The organism is Nocardioides acrostichi, from assembly GCF_015319165.1.
Lineage (GTDB): Bacteria > Actinomycetota > Actinomycetes > Propionibacteriales > Nocardioidaceae > Nocardioides > Nocardioides acrostichi.
In genome coordinates this window covers 284805-301941 of record NZ_JADIVZ010000003.1, presented here as the reverse complement: position 1 = coordinate 301941, position 17137 = coordinate 284805, and the positions used below count along the sequence as shown (strand labels likewise).

The window sequence follows — 17137 nt, the reverse complement described above, 5'->3', positions numbered from 1 at the left end:
AGGAGGACGGATCCGACCTGTGGAGAACCTCGAGCGCCCGGCTCAGCCGACGTAGTCGAGGTCGTCGACACCCTGCTTGACCGCTTCGACCCCGCGGGCCCGGGCACCGAGGTCGACGAGCCCGGAGGAGAGCACCGCGTAGACCGGGTCGGAGGTGACCGGCGTGCCGATGAGGCCGCGGGCTCCGGTGAGACTGGTCGACACGTCGTCACGGCTGGCCGCGCCGGGACTCTGCGCCAACCCGCCGGGAGATCCGTCGACCCCCACGGTGATGACCTTCGAGGACTGCCCCGTGATGCGGTTGAGCACGACGAGGGTGGTCGGTGAGGTCCAGGCGACGTCGAGGAGCCCCGCCCCGGCCTGGTCCTCGAGCGGCAGACGGACCGCCCGGGTCGCGCCGATGACCTTGCCGGACTCGGCCACCCGCACCCGGCTCACGACCACCCGGTCGGCACCCGGGCCCTGGACGACGGCGACCAGGCGGGTGCCGTCTCGGGAGACGAGGAACTGGCTCACCTGCTGCCCGGTGATGCCCGGAACGTCGACGGTGCCGTTGCGCTGCCCGCGACGCCAGGTGATGACAGCGCCGGTGTCGGTGCGGTCGAGGAGCCACATCCGACCCCGGTAGTCGAACGCGGGTGGGAGCAGGTCCGTGGCATCGGAGACGACGGTGTCGGCGCCGGTATCGGGGTCGCTCACCGAGCCTTCGATGACACTGGTGCCGTCGTCGGTGACGGCGGCAGCGCGGTTGGCGAACAGGTCGACGCCCACGGAGCGCACGCCCAGTTGCTGTTGGCCCAAGGCACCGGTCGCGTAGGAGAGTCCTCCCGGCTCACCGGAGACCAGCCGGCCGTCGAGCAACCCGAACAGCTGGGAGCTGGCGCCCGTGCCGGTGGGGTCGTAGGGGGCACCGTCGTTCACGGAGAAGCGGGTGCGGCCGCCGTCGTCGCGTACGGCGCGCCCGCCGATGCTGAGCGTGAAGCGCTCGACGTCGGGCACCTGGCGCAGCGTCCAGGAGAGCTGGGTGAGCACCTGCTCGAGCTGGTCGCCGGCCAGGGTGGTCGAGCCGCCGGTCAAGGTGACCTGGGCCGTCCCGTCCGAGACCGGCACCGAGAGGTCGACCTTCAGACCGGCCGGGATCGCGGTGGTGACCACGTTGCGCAACGACGTGCCGGGGCCGCGCAGCAGGTCGGCGATCAGCGTCGAGGCGAACTTGTCGTCCTCGCCGACGAAGACCGGCTCGGGCACGACGAGATCACCGGTGGGGTCGAGGTAGTACAGCCCCACCGACGCGTAGCGCTGCTCGAACCAGGCCCGCGGCACCAGGACGCTCGAGGGCGGGTTGGTGATGCGCAGCTCGCCGTCCTGCTCGACGAGCCGGAACCGCAGGGTCGAGTCGCGTGTGGGTAGCGACCCCTTCCAGGCTCCACGAGCGTCGAGCCGGGCGGCGCCGTAGAACCGCACCGAGACCCGGCTGGAGCTGCCGGCCGGCTGCTGGCTCTCGGAGTAGACGACGGTGCCGCGTGGCTGCCACGAGGACTGCACGTCGGAGGCGAGGTACTGCTTGGCGGTGGACAGCTCGGCCGGCCAGGCCTGGAGGGCGTCGAGGAATCCCTGCACGACCTCCGTGCCGGTCATGCCGGGCACCGGCGCTCGCGCGGAGATCGCCGCCGCGTTCAGCCCCGGTTGCCCATCGGCGCTCGTCGTCTGCTGGGTCGTGACCACGGGGCCGCTCTCGGGCAGGGTGGCGCAGCCGGCCGCGAGGGCGGCGAGGAGCGCGAGGAGGATCGGCCACCGCATCGTCATACCCACTCCTGGCGCATCGTCTCGGACCGCCGCTCGGAGAGATCGCTGGGGATGAGCGTCAGCGGGCTGCGCCGCAGCGCCACGCCCTGCCGGCGCGGCAGGGTCAGCCGGAACTGCGCCCCCTCCTTGGGTCGCCCCCACGCCTGGAGCCACCCGCCGTGCAGGTGGGCGTCCTCGAGCGAGATCGACAGGCCCAGGCCGGTGCCGCCCGAGGTCCGGGCACGGGCAGGATCGGCTCGCCAGAACCGGTCGAAGACGCGCGCGGTCTGTCCCGGCTCGAGGCCGACCCCGTGGTCGCGCACCGTGATCGACGCGGCGTGGTCGTCACCGGCCACGGTCACCACCACGCGTGGCTCCTCCCCGGGGCCTTGCGGGCCGGTGTGGTCGATGCCGTTGCTGACGAGGTTGCGCACGATCCGGTCGATGCGGCGCACGTCGGCCTCGGCCAGCACGGGGTCGACGGCGGCGTGCACCTCCAGCCGCACCCCGCGTTGGTCGGCCAGCGGCTGGGTGGATTCCACGACCCGGTGGCACACGTCGACCAGGTTGACATCGTCGACCTCGAGGACGGCGGCGCGCGCGTCGAAGCGGCTGATCTCCAGCAGGTCGCCGAGCAGGCTCTCGAACCGGTCGAGCTCGGTCTGGAGAAGTTCCGCCGAGCGCGCGGTCACGGGGTCGAACTCCTCGCGGGCGTCGTGCAACACGTCGCTGGCCATGCGCACGGTGGTCAACGGCGTCCGGAGTTCGTGGGAGACGTCGGAGACGAAGCGTCGCTGCACGCGGCTGAGTTCCTCGAGCTGGCCGATCTGGCGCTCGAGGTTGCTGGCCATCTGGTTGAACGAGGTCGCCAGTCGCGCGAGGTCGTCCTCTCCGCTCACCTGGAGGCGCTCCTCGAGCTGGCCCGCGGCCAGGCGCTCCGCGACCCTGCGCGCCATCGTGATCGGGGTGACGACCTGTCGGGTCACCAACCAGGCGACCCCACCGACCAGCACGACCAGGAGGATGGCTGCGGTGAGGAGGGCCCGGGTGACCAGGTCGAGGGTCTGCTGCTCACCTGTGGTCGGGAAGAGCAGGTAGAGGGTGTAGGTGCGGCCGTCGGCCGGCAGGGTCAACTGCGTGCCCACCGCGATGCCCGGTTCGGTAGAGGCCGTGTCGGTGGCGGTGTCGAAGCGGCGGATCGTCGTGTAGGTCCACGCCATGTCGGCCGGCTCGGAGAAGTGCGCCACGAGGTCGGCCGGAACCGAGGAGCGATCGAGGCCGAAGGTGTAGGTCGACCCTCCGGCGGCGGGCCGGCCAGACGCCGAGCCCACCGGGCCGACGAGCAGCACGGAGAAGTTGCGGGTCAGGCCGCGCTGGATGATCGGCTCGACCAGTTCTCGCTGCTGCTGGGCGGCGTCGACGTCGGAGAGCAGGGCCGACTCCAGGCGGTTGCGTGCATCCTGCGTCTCGTTGGTGGTCTCCGCGAGGGCCGCGTCGACCCGGTTGTCGAGCAGACCGTCGCGCGTCTGGCGCAGCAACAGCATGCCCACGACCCCCACCACCACGATGGTGAGCACCAGGGTGCTGGCGACCACGCGCGCCTGGATGGAGCGGCGCCAGAAGGTGAACGGCCTGCGCACCACGCGCGTCATCGAGGATCGGCCGAGGATCCCGACCGAGCCGGTCACGGTGTCGCTCGCGCTCAGGCCGCGCCGGCCTTGTAGCCGACGCCGCGGACGGTGAGCACGATCTCGGGGTTCTCGGGGTCGTGCTCGACCTTCGAGCGCAACCGCTGCACGTGCACGTTGACCAGGCGGGTGTCGGCGGCGTGGCGGTAGCCCCACACCTGCTCGAGCAGCACCTCGCGGGTGAACACCTGCCACGGCTTGCGAGCCAGGCACACCAACAGGTCGAACTCCAGCGGCGTGAGGCCGATGGGCTGCCCCCCGCGGCTGACGCGGTGCCCGGCGACGTCGATGGCGAGATCGCCGACCTGGAGCGTCTCGGTCTGCGTGGCCGCGTCGAACCGACGCACGCGGGCACGGATGCGCGCCACGAGCTCCTTGGGCTTGAACGGCTTGACCACGTAGTCGTCGGCCCCCGACTCCAGCCCCACGACCACGTCGACCGTGTCGCCCTTCGCGGTGAGCATCACGATGGGCACCCCGGACTCGGCGCGGATCTCCTTGCACACGTCGATGCCGTCGCGCCCGGGCAGCATGAGGTCGAGCAGGACGACGTCGGGCCGATATTCGCGAAAGACCTCCATCGCCTCGTCGCCCCGGGTGCACATGCGGGAGTCGAATCCCTCCTGGCGCAGCACGATCGTGAGCATCTCGGCCAACGATGCGTCGTCGTCGACCACCAGAACCCGCCCCTTGGTGGCGTAGTCCTGCGCTCCTGCCTCACTCATGGCGTCCATCTTGCACCCTCAGTCTGAGAGCGGGGCCCGACCCGGCGCTCGGCCGTGTCGGGCCCCGCCCGCAGCATGTGTCTGCGCTGGGTCGATCAGTAGCGGTACTCGTCGGACTTGTACGGACCCTCGACGGGGATGCCGAGGTAGCCGGCCTGCTCGTCGGTGAGGGTGGTGAGCCGCACGCCGAGGCTGGCCAGGTGCAGCCGGGCGACCTCCTCGTCGAGGTGCTTGGGCAGCACGTAGACGCCGGTCGGGTACTCCTCGAGCTTGGTGAAGAGCTCGATCTGGGCCAGCACCTGGTTGGTGAAGGAGTTCGACATGACGAACGACGGGTGACCGGTGGCGTTGCCGAGGTTCATCAGGCGACCCTCGGAGAGCACGATGATCGCCTTGCCCTCGCCCTCGGGGAAGGTCCAGAGGTCGACCTGCGGCTTCACGTTCTTGCGCACGGCGCCGGGGTAGGTCTCGAGGCCGGCCATGTCGATCTCGTTGTCGAAGTGGCCGATGTTGCCGAGGATCGCGTTCTGCTTCATCGCCCGCATCTGGTCGACGGTGACGACGTCCTTGTTGCCGGTCGCGGTGATGATGATGTCGGCGGTGCCCACGACGTCGTCGAGGGTGGAGACCTGGTAGCCGTCCATGGCCGCCTGCAGGGCACAGATGGGGTCGATCTCGGTGACGACGACCCGGGCGCCCTGGCCGCGCAGCGACTCGGCGCAACCCTTGCCGACGTCGCCGTAGCCGCAGACCACGGCGACCTTGCCGCCGATGAGCACGTCGGTGGCGCGGTTGATGCCGTCGACGAGGCTGTGGCGGCACCCGTACTTGTTGTCGAACTTCGACTTGGTGACCGAGTCGTTGACGTTGATCGCCGGGAAGAGCAGCGAGCCCTCGCGCATCATCTCGTAGAGACGGTGCACACCGGTGGTGGTCTCCTCGGTGACGCCCTTGATCTCCCGGGCGATGTCGGTGAAGCGGGTCTGGCTCGCGGCCAGGGACTCGTTGAGCACCTCGAAGATGATGCGCTGCTCGGTGGACTTGGCGGAGTCGACCGCCGGAGCCTCGTTCTTCTTCTCGGCCTCGACCCCGAGGTGCACCAGCAGCGTGGCGTCACCGCCGTCGTCGAGGATCATGTTCGCGAAGACCGGGTTGCCCTCGGCGTCGGTGCCCCAGTCGAGGATCTGCTGGGTGCACCACCAGTACTCCTCCAGCGTCTCGCCCTTCCAGGCGAACACCGGGACGCCGGCGGGGGCGTCGGCGGAGCCGGTGGGGCCGGCCACGACGGCGGCAGCCGCGTGGTCCTGGGTGGAGAAGATGTTGCAGGAGGCCCAGCGGACGTCGGCGCCGAGGGCGACGAGGGTCTCGATGAGCACGGCGGTCTGGGTGGTCATGTGCAGCGAGCCCGCGATGCGGGCACCGGCGAGGGGCTGCTCGGCACCGAAGCGCTCGCGCATCGCGATCAGACCGGGCATCTCGAGCTCGGCGAGCTCGATCTCGGTGCGGCCGTAGTCGGCCAGGTTCAGGTCGGCAACCTTGAAGTCCATGGTTGACGTCTCCTCATGGGTGCGGTGCGTGGCCTGCGCCGCGCATCTGCGCGTCGTCGGGATCTCCCGCGCGGACCTTCCCGGTCACGATAGGTCGCCTCACCGACGATCCGGCAATCCTCGCGCCTGCAGGATGCGCACCGTGGCGAGCAGTGTCGCCGACACGCACAGCGCCCAGGTGCCCGCGAGCGTGGCGAGCGCCGTCCAGCCGACGAGCGTGGCGAGCGCCGAGCCGGTGGCCGCACCGAGCAGGTGGGAGCCGAGGGCGATGGTGCCGATCGGGAACGTGAGCGCCCACCATCCGGGAGCGAAGGGCATGCGGTGCCGGAACCCGCGGGCGGTGACGACCACCGCGTAGGCCACGAGCGGCACACCGACGACGAGTGCGGCGCTGCCGTAGGCGTCGGCCGCGGTGTGCGCGGCGGCCGCGGCGGCCGGGGTGAGCAGGCTCTCGGCCTGGCTGGCGATGGCCTGGGCCGCTGCGGTCGACTGGCCGACGATGCCGAGCGGGATCCACGAGGACGCCGCGGCCGCGACCGTGAGGGGGGTGACGCGCCAGTGGTGGTGGTAGGCGAGGCCGAAGACCAGCACGCCGAAGGTGGCGGCGACGGCGAAGCACGCCGAGGCGACCAGCACGAGGGCGAAGCGGGCCCCGGTCCCACCCAGGTGCGGCACCAGCGAGGCCCCGGTGGTCGCGGAGACCATCGGCGGCACGATCGGCAGACCCCACACCGGGGTCGGCGGGCCGGCGTGCCGGCGCATGAGCACGACGGCGAAACCGAAGGCCGTGGCCAGGCCGAGCCCGGTGCCGAGCGTCCAGAGCACGGCGTCGACGACCACTGCGGCACTCGTCGCGGCGGCCGCGACGGTCGGTACGACCGTGAGGGTGGCCGCTCCGACGGCGAGCAGCCCCATCGCCACGGTGCCCCACAGCGGCAGCACCGCCGGATCGGTGAGGGTGGAGGTCAGGGCGCGGGTGTCGCGGGCGACGCGCATGCCGTACCCGAGGCTCAACCCGAGCAGCGCGACCCACGCCAGGACGAGCACGACGACCGCCGCCGGGTGAAGTGCATCGGCCGAGGCGGCGTTCGTCTCCAGGAGCGTGGCGAGGATGCCCGTGCCCATCGTGACCGGGAACCAGGCAGGCCCCACTGGGGGCAGAGGGGTGACGGGTCGTCGGCCGGCCCGCTCGGGCGGTGCTGACGGGGTCGCGGGACGGCTCGCGGGGAGGGCGGTCGTGGTCACCCCGCCACGCTCGTCGAGAACCCCTCGGAGCAGTAGGGACCGGCGCCTTGTGAGGCCACAAGGTGAACCTGTGGGCCGGACCTGAGGCACTCAGATCCCGGCGGAGCGCGTGCTCCGGCGGGCCTGCTCGCCGAGTACCGCGAGCAGCGTCTCGACCTCCGGACGCCGGTCGCCGTCACGTCCGCCCCACACGGCCACGAAGGGACGCCCCAGGTCGATCCCGCTCACCGGCACGACGACCACGAGGCCGGACTCGACGTCACGCTCCGCCGAGCGACGGCTCACGACGCCCGGGGCTCCGCCCGACGCGACGTGCGCCAGCAGCGAGGTCGTGGTGTGCAGCTCCACCGAAGGCTCGCAGCCCGGCTGACCGGCCGCCGCGAGGGCCGCCTCCCAGGTGGCGCGCGTGCCCGACCCGGACTCCCGCGAGGTCAGGGGGCGCGCGGCCAGCTCGTCTGCGGCGAGCGGCCGGGCGCGGCGTGCCCAAGCATCGTGGGGATGCGCGACGACGACGAGCTCGTCTCCCCCCACGACCCGGCTGCCCAGCCCGGTGAGGTCGCTGGGCCCCTCGACGAACCCGAGGTCGGTCGCACCGGCGCGCACCGCCTCGAGCACCGCAGCGGTGTTGGTGGCGTGCAGCCGCACCCGCACGTCCCGCTCCTCGCGCAGCCTCACCAGCACGGGCGGCAACAGGCTCTCGGCCACGGTCATGCTGGCGTGCACCCGCAGATGACCCTGGGCCCGCTCGCGCAGGGCCGCCAGGGCGGTCTCGACGTGGGCGGCCCGCTCCACCAGGTCGGTGCTCCAGTCGACGAGGAGACGGCCGGCGTCGGTCGTCTGGGTACCGGACGGTCGCCGCACCAGGAGCACGAGCCCCGTCTGTTCCTCCAGGCGACGCAGGCGCTCCGAGGCAGCCTGCTGGCTCACGCCGCTCGCGCGGGCGGCGGCACCGATGCTGCCGAGGCGGTCGACCCGCACCAGCAGGCGCAGCAGGTCGAGGTCGGGCAGCACGTCGTCAGCGTCCAGGGGTGGTCAGTGGGCCCCGCGACGCGGCACCACGTGCATGACCGCGACGACGACGGCACCCACGATCAGCCCGGCGACGGCCGAGAACGCGGTGTTGGTGAGCCACCCGAGCACCCCGCCCAGGGCGCCGGCGGCCTCGTGCACGGCGTGCTCGACATGGTGCACGAACTCGTAGGGGTGGTGCCAGCCGAGGTCGTCGGCGCCCACCAGCAGGATGTGCCCGCCGACCCACAGCATCGCCACGGTGCCGACCGCCGCGATGGTCGCGAGCAGGCCGGGCATCGCGTGCACCATGCCACGACCCAGCCGCTGCACCGCCGGGCTGTCGCGCTGCGCGAGGTGCAGGCCGGCGTCGTCCATCTTCACGATCAGGGCCACCACGCCGTAGACCAGCACGGTGATGAGGAGCGCCACCACGACGAGGATCGCGGCTCGGGCGAGGAACGGCTCGTCGGTCACCTCGTTGAGCGAGATGACCATGATCTCGGCAGAGAGGATGAGGTCGGTGCGCACAGCGCTCCCCACGAGCCTCTTCTCCGTCTCGGCGGGGTCTCCCCCGGCGTCCGACTCGTCGGCGCGCTCGTCGGGGCCGTGATGGCCGGGGCCGAACTTCTCCCACAGCTTCTCGGCACCCTCGAAGCTCAGGTACGTGCCGCCGAGCATGAGGATCGGCGTGAGGATCCAGGGCACGAACTGGCTGGCGACCATCGCCACGGGCAGGATGATGAGCAGTTTGTTGCGGATCGAGCCGATCGCGATCTTCTTGATGATCGGCAGCTCGCGCTCCGCGGCCACGCCCTGCACGTACTGCGGCGTCACGGCGGTGTCGTCGACCACCACACCGGCCGCCTTGGCGCTGGCGCGACCCGCCGCCGCCCCGACGTCGTCGACGGACGCCGCCGCCAGGCGCGCGAGTGCCGCCACGTCGTCGAGCAGGGCGAAGAGTCCACCGGCCATGGCGAAACCCTAGAGGCTCCACGGGCTCGGGTCTCACCGGTGACCGGTGAACCTCACCACCTGCTGGAAGGTGGGCCGGTTCTGCCAGTCGATCGGCCGCACTCCGACGACCCCGCCGGCGACCGAGACGATGTCGTCGCGCGACTTGTCGTAGGTGAGCTGGTCGACCGAGGTCGCGTCCTGGTCGGCGAGCGCCTGCGCGACGGCGGCGTGGAAGGAGGCGCGCAGCTCGCGGCGGCAGACCGGGAGGGGGCCGCAGTAGGAGCGTGAGTACCCGCCCCGGACGCGTCGGCCCAGCGTCGTGCGCAGATCCTTGTCGAGGTAGCCGTACCAGCTGATTCCGTTGAAGGCCGAGCCGATGCCCTCGCGAGGGTGGTCGTCGATGGGCTCCGGGAGCGTGTCGACGTAGTCGCCCAGGCCGTGCCGGAGGGCGTCCTCGGGCAACGTGAACCCGCAGTCGGGCGAGCAGCCCGCCCCCATGTCGTCCGGATCCCACCACGTGTCGAACACGTCGATCGCGGACTGGTGCGCGTAACCGTCCCGACGGTCGCGGTCTACCCGGTGGGCACCGGAGCGCACCCACGAGCGCAGCGCACGCACCGCGGCGGCGTCCTGAGGATCCTGCGGCTTGCCGATCACCTCGAGCACGTCGGGCAGCACGTAGGCGCCGCGGACGTCGACGGTGGCGGCGTCCATCATGGCGCCGACCAGGTCGGAGCGGTGCACGCCGCCACGCCGTACGAGATCTCGCAGGCGGTCCTCGAGCGTGCGGCTGCGATAGACCGAGCCGTCGCCGTAGACCTGCGACGACGACGCGAAGCCGCGCGCGAGCTTGTTGTTCCAGTTGACGATGTAGCCCTTGGGCGGGTCGATCTCGTGCGGGTGGCCGGCGAAGCCGACGTAGCCGCGCCAGTCGAAGCGGGCCGAACCCCAACGGGGCAGGTCCAGGTCGGTGCCGGGAGCGCGACGCGGCAGCCGGGCCGAGGAGTAATAGGCGATGTCGCGGTCGTCGAGGTAGTACCAGTTGAAGGTGTACTGGATCTTCGACGCCTGACGCATGAAGCCTCGGGCATCGTGCACCTTGCCGGGGTCGTCGAGTCCGACGAACCCGAGCACGGAGTCGACCTCGTGCATGTACGTCGACCGCTTGAGCACGATCGCGACCGGCTTGCCCCGGACGGTGGTGCGCAGCCGCACGAGGCCCTCGTCGGTGCGCAGCACCAGGAACGAGATCTGCTGCGGGGAGCCTTGGGCGGCCAGCGTCGGCAGTCCGGTCTCGGTGTGCTCGTAGCTGTGCATGGGCCGACACCGCCCCCGTCGGTCCACGTAGGCGGTGGAGGTGACGCTGGGCTCGGAGCCGTCGGCGTTGCAGAGGCGCTGCACGACGGTGTCGGTGATGTCGGTGTACGGCGAGGTCGCCGACCACGCGTAGTCGACACCGCGGCCGAGCTCGATCACGAAGTTGGTGCCGGCGAACGACACCCCACGAGCCTGCGTGTGCGGCCCGGACAACTCCTCCTCCATGAGCAACTGTGGTGCGTAGTAGCCGGTCTGCGGACCGAAGACGGCGGTCGGGTGGTGGCCCGCTGAGTGCTGGCGGTCGACGAGCAGCGCGTTGCTCATGCCGACCAGCTCGCCTTCCATCGCACGCTCCAGCGAGCCGTGGATCTGGTGTGCCTCGGCGATCGGGTTCACGCCGTAGGCGCGCAGCATGCCGGCGCCTCGGGCCGCGGCCTGGTCGGCGGTGCGGGAGGGCGGATCCTTCGGGTCGGTGGTGCTGGCGTTGCCCTGGTTGCCGGCCGCGCCGGCCGGCGGGGCCGAGAGCGAGCCGTCGGCGTTCACCAGGGCTCCGGTGGCGAGCGCCTGAGCCTTCGGGTGCAGGTCGGGCATCGCGACGCCGGGGCGGTCGGGGTGCACGTGTGGCCCACCGCCGTAGGGGAACCGCAGGGTGGTCGTGACCGGCGCCTCGGGATCCTGCTTCTCGCGCAGGTCCTCGTACATCCGCTTGCCCACCCGGGCACCGAAGCGCTCCTGGAGCTGCTGGAGCCAGATCGCGTTGGTGTACTGCCCGCCCCCGCCGGTGCCGAAGATCCCGCCCACGAGGCTGGCGATCGACACGATGTCGGCACGGGTGTAGGGCTGCGGCGGACGCTGGAGGGCTGCGTACTCGACCGGACAGTCCGCCCCGAAGCCGAGCCCCAGGCTGCCGGGCAGCGGGACACTCGGTGTCGTGGCCGGGCACAGCCTCTCCTGGGTCGCGTTCATTCCCGCGATGTAGCCGTCGAGGGAGCGCACCAGCCGGGCCGCCTGCGGTGAGCGGTGCACCAGCCGCGTGATCTGCCGATTCAACTGCGCCTTGGTGTAGGCCGCGACCCGCAGCTGCGCGGCGTCCTGCGCGATGTCGGCGTCGGTGGGCCCGACGAACTCGGCCATCCGGGCCTCGCCGGTGTGCCGCAGGACGTCGGTGAGGAACATCCTGGTCTCGGCGTTCGCGACGCCGGCACCGTAGGCGACGTCTTTGGTCGTGCGCCCCTGCACGTGCGGGACGCCGTCGGTGTCCCAGGTGATGGTGACGCCGTCCTTGGGGTGCTCCACGTGCTCGACCTCGTCGGCCGGCACGCCGAGCCCGGCGTCCTTGAAGTACGTCGGCAGCTGCGCGTCGGTGAGCGAGTCCGGGCGCACCGTGTTGAGGGCGTCGTACTGCTCGAGCTGGTCGGCGAAGTGCGGTGGGCTGGTCGGCGTGGCGGTGGTGAAGAAGCCCTGGGGGGCGGCCAGCTCGGACAGCAGGCTCGTCGGATCGCCGGCGGCCCGCCCCGGCCCGAGCGCGGCCAACTGGACGGCGTCGACGTTGCCATCGGCCCCAGGCGGCAAGATGTCGAGCACGCTGCCGTACTCGTCGGGCGCAGGCTGCGATGCGCGCCCGTCGTGGTGGGCGACCACCGTGGACGCCGCGCCGAACGGCGCGGCCTGGGCGGTGGCTCCGGCGGCCACGCAGGACACCGCGAGGGAACCGGCAACCGAGGCGAGCAGGACGGGGCGGGAGATCCTCACGGCACGTTCAACGGTTGACGTGGACAAACGTAACGGTGGCCGTCAGCCGGTTCGCCAGCGTTCCCACCCGTCGCAGAAGGGCGAGGCCCACTGCTCGACCAGGCGCTCCACTCGCGCACAGTCCCTCACGATGCGGCGCGCCTGCTGGGCCGAGAAGACGCCTTGCGCGACGGCGAGCCCCAGCTCGTCCTCGTCCTTAGGAGCCCCACTGCAGTCGGGCCCGACGACGAGGTCGAGCACGTGGTCGCTGGTGAAGACCCCGCGTGCATCACGCCGATGCGGCGCTTCGAGGTTCACGTACCAGCACGCGTGGCCCGGGGCCCCCGGCTCACGGAGGATCCAGACCGACCAGGGCTGGCCGGTCGGGGCGATCCTGAGCTGGTCGTACTGCTCGTGCACTCCGTAGCCCTGCACCATCTCTGCGGTGAACAGCGTCGTCGGGTCGTCCCGTTTCGATCGGCCGTCTGCGCGCTCGGCGCGCAACACCGGCGTCCCGACGGGTAGCCACACCACCAGAGAATCGGGGTCATCGCTCACGACCGTCACCGGCGAGGCGAAGTGAGGCTGGTCCGGGTCGATGGCCAACGGCCCCGTACCCAGCGGGCCGGCACCCTCGTGCCACGTGATCCGCGCTCCCGGAGACCAGAACGGCCGTGTACCCGACGGACGCAGGCGGCGGCTCGGCATGCCGGCACCGTACCGCCGGTCGATCAGGTGAGGTGTTCGGTGCCGTCGGGGTCGACGAGGAAGTGCCGGCCGTGGGGGCTGGTCCAGACGTAGAGCCCGGGGCGGATGCGGCGGTATCTCCAGCGTCTCTCGGATCGGCCTGCCTGGTGGCTGGGGCTGGGGTGGGTCTTGGCGCGGTGGTGGGTGCGGCACAGCGGCGCCAGCGTGTCGGTGCCGGTCTGGCCGGGTGGGCCGCCTTCGGTCATGGGGACGTATTCGTCGATGTGATCGAGGTCGGCGCGCATCGCCGACCTGGTACAGAAGGGGAAGGCGCAGGTCTGCCGCTGCTCGGTGACTCGGTAGGCGATGCGGTCGGGGATCTCGTAGGCATCCACCGCGACCGTGTCGGCCAGATCGACGACCGGCTTGACGATGACCTGGGTGTCGGGGTTGCCGGCCCAGGTGGCGACCTGCTCCGCGGTCACCGTCGCCCGGTGTGCACCGGTGGCGGTACAGACACGGGCGAGGTGGAGGCCCAGGGCACCGGTCACGGGGTCGATGCTCGGCGTGCCGGTGCCAGTGATGGCCTCGCTGGAGAGGCGCACGTGGAGCACGAGCTGGCGGGCGGGCACGCTTGCGGGGACCGTGGTGGGTTGGGGTGGTTTCGACACGCCTTCGCCTTCGGCATCCGGCGGCTCAACCACCAGCGGGGCTGGTGGTTGAGCCGTGAGTCCGTCCACCACCGGTGAGCCTGGTGGTTGAGCCGTGAGGCCGTCCACCACCGGTGAGCCTGGTGGTTTCGACACGCCTTCGCCTTCGGCATCCGGCGGCTCAACCACCAGCAGGGCCGGTGGTTGAGCCGTGAGGCCGTCCACGGCCGAGCGCGTCGAAACCACCGGTGAGCCTGGTGGTTGAGCCGTGAGGCCGTCCACGGCCGAGCGCGTCGAAACCACCACCGAGGCTGGTGGTTGAGCCGTGAGGCCGTCCACGGCCGAGCGCGTCGAAACCACCGCCGAGCCTGGTGGTTGAGCCGTGAGGCCGTCCACGGCCGAGCGCGTCGAAACCACCACCGAGCCTGGTGGTTGAGCCGTGAGGCCGTCCACGGCCGAGCGCGTCGAAACCACACCACCGCTCACCCCGCCACCGAGGTCGAGCATGGTCTGGTTCCGCGCGAGCTGGCCCAGGGCGGCGGCACGTCGTTCGCCGAGGTCCAGCGGTGAGCCGAGCGCGGACTGCTCCGCGGCGAGGTGGCGTAGGGCGTGGTCGAGGTCCTCGGCATCAGCCCGGTCCAAGAGCCCGTCGAGCCGCACGAGACCGTCAAACGCACACACCGCACCCTGGATAGTCGATCGCCCGGACTGGTCGAGCTCGATCGTCACGTGCTTGGCCGCGTGGGCGTCGGCGAGGTCGGCCTCGTGCGTTTCGGGTTCATAGCGGGCGACCGCGTCCGCGACGAGACCGTCCAGGGCCCGCAGGCCGGTCTTGTGCGCGACCGGGGTGATCATCCGGTCCACGAACCCAGCAGCCTCAGACCCGAGGCGCATGGTCTCCTCGGCGATGCGGCGTACCCGCCACGGCGGCACGCGCCCCGATGTCATGGCCTCCCACAGCAGTGGGAGGCGGAACCGGGTCTCCATCACCGCACCCACGAACGCCCGACCAGAAGCATCGGAGCGCCCCAGGGCGGTGGCGAGCTCGATGATCGCGAACTCCGCCACCAGCGGCGTGCCCGGGCCACCGGCCCCGATGAGCCGATCACCACCCTCGACCTCATAGGCCGCGAGCAACTCCTCGGTCACCACGCCGAGCGGGCCGCCCGCGACACAGTCCGGCACATGGCCCTCGGCGTGCGCGGCACACCACTCCGCGGCCGCCTCCCAGAGCCGGGTCTCGGCGGCTTGGGCTTCGCGTTGCGCCGACACCGCACATGCCAGCAGCCCTGCGGGCTGGGGTGCGGGCGCCGTGGTCATGACCCGATTCTAGTCGAACACCTGTTCGTACGGAAGGTGTGACGGTGAACTGTGGAGAAGATGTTGCCTTGCCCGTTACGGGGTTTCGACGCGCTCGGCCGTGGACGGCCTCACGGCTCAACCACCGGTGCGTCAGCGTTGTGTGGGGTTTCGACGCGCTCGTCGCTGGCGCTCCTCACGGCTCAACCACCGGACGACGGGCTCGTCGCTGACGCTCCTCACGGCTCAACCACCGGTGCGTCAGCGCGGTGTGGGGTTTCGACGCGCTCGTGGCTGGTGCTCCTCACGGCTCAACCACCGGTGCGTCAGCGTCGTGCGGGGTTTCGACGCGCTCGGCCGTGGACGGCCTCACGGCTCAACCACCGGACGACGCGCTCGGCCCTGGACGGCCTCACGGCTCAACCACCGGACGACGCGCTCGGCCGTGGACGGCCCCACGGCTCAACCACCGGACGACGGACTCGTCGCTGACGCTCCTCACGGCTCAACCAGCGGTGCGTCAGCGCTGCGCGCCGACTCGCTGCCCGACCACCGCTCAGGCCGCAGGCGGACCGGCTACGACGAAGGTGAAGGCGGCGTCGATGCCTTGGCGTGTGGCGCTCGAGATCGCGTACCGCGAGATGTACACAGCCCACTCGTCCTGCGCACATGAGTAGGTGCCGCCGTCCCCAGCACCGATCGAGGTCTCGATGCTCGTGACCGCATCACCTGCCCCGAAGTTGTAGCGGTTGTTCAAGGTGGCCACGAGCGCGGAGTAGTTCGGCGAGACTCCCGGGATGGTGAGACACCAGACGCCGTCCGAGGGGCTGCGCGACGTGATGCCTCCGGATTGGGAGAAGACATCCGAGGAGCCGCTCATGTGCAGCCCGAAGGCACGGGCGACTCCACCCGAGGGTCCGGCCGGCCCCTGTGGCCCGGCAGGACCAGCCGGCCCTGCGGGGCCTTGAGATCCGTCGGCCCCGTCAACGCCGTCCGCCCCATCGGCACCCGCCGGGCCGGTCAGCTTGGACTTCGTCTTCGCCGAGAGATCCCGGACGCCGAGCGAGTGGTCCTTCACGTCGACCCCGGTGAGGCTGCCGTCTTTGATCTGCTTGCCCGTGATGAGCGAGCCGGCCGCAGCGCCGCCTCCCGCGGCGAGGAGGACGGCGAGCACGAGGATCGGGAGGCTCGCGAGGGTCGGACGGATCAAGGAGCGAGGGCGCATGACCCGAGACTGCTGAGGCGATCACCGCCCGGCAATGGGGATGAGGCGTAGTCAGCGGAGCCCGGCGCGCGGGGTTGGTACCCGTTTCAGCGGGTCTGGACGACGCTCGCCGATCTCACTGCCCGCCCACCGGCGCGCCTGCCAGTCACCCGCCGACCGACGACCGCTCCCCCACCTGCTCCGCGATGTGCTCCTCGATCCGCTCGGCCAGGTCGTCGGCGCGCTGCTCGGCATCGACGACCTCGAGGGCGTCCTTCACCTGCCGCTCGCCGAAGCCGAGCGGGTCGACGGCGTGCCGCAGCACCCGCACCACCGGCGGCGAGGCGAGGAGGAGGGCCAGCCCGACCGAGCCGAGGGTGGTGAGGAGGAAGCCGAGGACGGGGTGCGCGTCGGCGAAGCCTCCGAAGCCGGCATAGCTCGCACCCTTGATGAAGAACCCGTGGAAGAGATAGACGACCAGCGTGGCCGCTCCCATGCGCGTGAACCAACCCTGCCCCCGCGGGACGAGCGCCAAGAACGCCCACGCTCCCAGGGTGCCGAGGATCAGCAACGAGGCGCGGGTGAGGAACGCCTGCCCGTCGGAGACGTCCATCTCCTCGTAGCGGGAGCGGTAGTAGAGCCATTCGGTGCTGAACCAGCGGAACCCGGGGCCGGTGAGCAGCCAGATGCCGACGAGGGAGAAGACGGCGGCGATCGGCGCCCAGGGGGTGCGCAGTCGCTCGAACCGCTCGGGCGTCGCGAGCAGACCCATCACGTAGAACGGCAGCAGTCCGAGGATTCTTGCGAAGTCGAGGGTGTCGCCCGCGTACAGACCCGCGAGGATCGACACGCCCACGGACACCGGCAGCGCCCACTCGCCGAGGCTGCGCAGGACCGGTGTCGCCAGCCGCCAGAAGAAGACGGCCGAGAGGTACCACATCGGCCAGTGCGGGTCGCGCCACAGATCCTCGAGTCGCTCGCCGCCGACGTAGATGCGGAACAGCGCCAGCGCCGTCTCGAAGAGCACGTATGGCACAGCGACCGTACGCACGAGCTTCCACAGCCGTTCGCGCGAGTAGCTCCACGAGCGCGAGAGATAGCCGGTGACGAGCACGAACGCCGGCATGTGCCAGGCGTAGAGGAAGTCGTAGAGGTGGTCGTTGGTCGCCGAACCAGGCAGGAGCGTCCATGAGTGACCCACCACGACGAGGGTCACGAGAGCCATTTTGGCGTTGTCGAACCAAGGGTCACGTCGCGCGGCCATGGTCGTCGGTGTACCCGGTGGGGCACCTCT

The 17137-nt window shown here is 71.2% G+C and carries 12 protein-coding genes; all 12 read right to left on the bottom strand.

Annotated elements, in window-relative coordinates; genetic code table 11:
- Nucleotides 1-42: 42 nt before the first annotated feature.
- A complete protein-coding gene (locus tag ISG29_RS09215; protein ID WP_194503119.1) occupies nt 43-1806 on the bottom strand; it encodes an LpqB family beta-propeller domain-containing protein in 1764 nt (587 codons plus the stop codon).
- Entirely contained in the window at nt 1803-3473 is a 1671-nt protein-coding gene (mtrB, locus tag ISG29_RS09210; RefSeq protein WP_328828549.1) for an MtrAB system histidine kinase MtrB, read from the bottom strand. Before mtrB ends, ISG29_RS09215 begins: the two co-directional genes overlap by 4 nt.
- A gap of 14 nt (nt 3474-3487) precedes the next feature.
- Nucleotides 3488-4198, bottom strand: a complete 711-nt coding sequence (mtrA, locus tag ISG29_RS09205) for an MtrAB system response regulator MtrA (RefSeq protein ID WP_194503118.1) — start codon at nt 4196-4198, stop codon at nt 3488-3490.
- 95 nt (nt 4199-4293) lie between these two features.
- Entirely contained in the window at nt 4294-5745 is a 1452-nt protein-coding gene (gene ahcY, locus ISG29_RS09200; protein WP_194503117.1) for an adenosylhomocysteinase, read from the bottom strand.
- 99 nt (nt 5746-5844) lie between these two features.
- On the bottom strand, nt 5845-6897 hold the full coding sequence (locus ISG29_RS09195) for an SLAC1 family transporter (protein ID WP_207792914.1): 1053 nt from the start codon (nt 6895-6897) through the stop codon (nt 5845-5847).
- Nucleotides 6898-7080: 183 nt separating this feature from the next.
- A complete protein-coding gene (locus ISG29_RS09190; protein ID WP_194503116.1) occupies nt 7081-8001 on the bottom strand; it encodes a LysR family transcriptional regulator in 921 nt (306 codons plus the stop codon).
- Nucleotides 8002-8022: 21 nt separating this feature from the next.
- Entirely contained in the window at nt 8023-8973 is a 951-nt protein-coding gene (locus ISG29_RS09185) for a DUF808 domain-containing protein (protein ID WP_194503115.1), read from the bottom strand.
- A 33-nt stretch (nt 8974-9006) separates the two neighbouring features.
- Nucleotides 9007-12024, bottom strand: coding sequence for a penicillin acylase family protein (locus ISG29_RS09180; RefSeq protein WP_194503114.1), 3018 nt, complete (start codon nt 12022-12024; stop codon nt 9007-9009).
- A gap of 42 nt (nt 12025-12066) precedes the next feature.
- Nucleotides 12067-12711, bottom strand: coding sequence for a DUF402 domain-containing protein (locus ISG29_RS09175; protein ID WP_194503113.1), 645 nt, complete (start codon nt 12709-12711; stop codon nt 12067-12069).
- A gap of 23 nt (nt 12712-12734) precedes the next feature.
- Nucleotides 12735-14660, bottom strand: a complete 1926-nt coding sequence (locus ISG29_RS09170) for a hypothetical protein (RefSeq protein ID WP_194503112.1) — start codon at nt 14658-14660, stop codon at nt 12735-12737.
- Between the two features lie 535 nt (nt 14661-15195).
- Nucleotides 15196-15864, bottom strand: a complete 669-nt coding sequence (locus tag ISG29_RS20495; RefSeq protein WP_207792913.1) for a hypothetical protein — start codon at nt 15862-15864, stop codon at nt 15196-15198.
- Nucleotides 15865-16009: 145 nt separating this feature from the next.
- Nucleotides 16010-17107: an acyltransferase family protein gene (locus ISG29_RS09160; protein ID WP_268927665.1), complete on the bottom strand. Its 1098-nt coding sequence runs from the start codon at nt 17105-17107 to the stop codon at nt 16010-16012.
- Nucleotides 17108-17137: the final 30 nt, after the last annotated feature.

Excerpts from the sequence above, each read along its gene's own strand:
- ISG29_RS09215 (WP_194503119.1), bottom strand. The coding sequence starts at position 1,806 with ATGACGATGCGGTGGCCGATCCTCCTCGCGCTCCTCGCCGCCCTCGCG.
- mtrA (WP_194503118.1), bottom strand. The coding sequence starts at position 4,198 with ATGAGTGAGGCAGGAGCGCAGGACTACGCCACCAAGGGGCGGGTTCTG.
- ahcY (WP_194503117.1), bottom strand. The coding sequence starts at position 5,745 with ATGGACTTCAAGGTTGCCGACCTGAACCTGGCCGACTACGGCCGCACC.
- ISG29_RS09185 (WP_194503115.1), bottom strand. The coding sequence starts at position 8,973 with ATGGCCGGTGGACTCTTCGCCCTGCTCGACGACGTGGCGGCACTCGCG.
- ISG29_RS09175 (WP_194503113.1), bottom strand. The coding sequence starts at position 12,711 with ATGCCGAGCCGCCGCCTGCGTCCGTCGGGTACACGGCCGTTCTGGTCT.
- ISG29_RS09170 (WP_194503112.1), bottom strand. The coding sequence starts at position 14,660 with ATGACCACGGCGCCCGCACCCCAGCCCGCAGGGCTGCTGGCATGTGCG.
- ISG29_RS20495 (WP_207792913.1), bottom strand. The coding sequence starts at position 15,864 with ATGCGCCCTCGCTCCTTGATCCGTCCGACCCTCGCGAGCCTCCCGATC.
- ISG29_RS09160 (WP_268927665.1), bottom strand. The coding sequence starts at position 17,107 with ATGGCCGCGCGACGTGACCCTTGGTTCGACAACGCCAAAATGGCTCTC.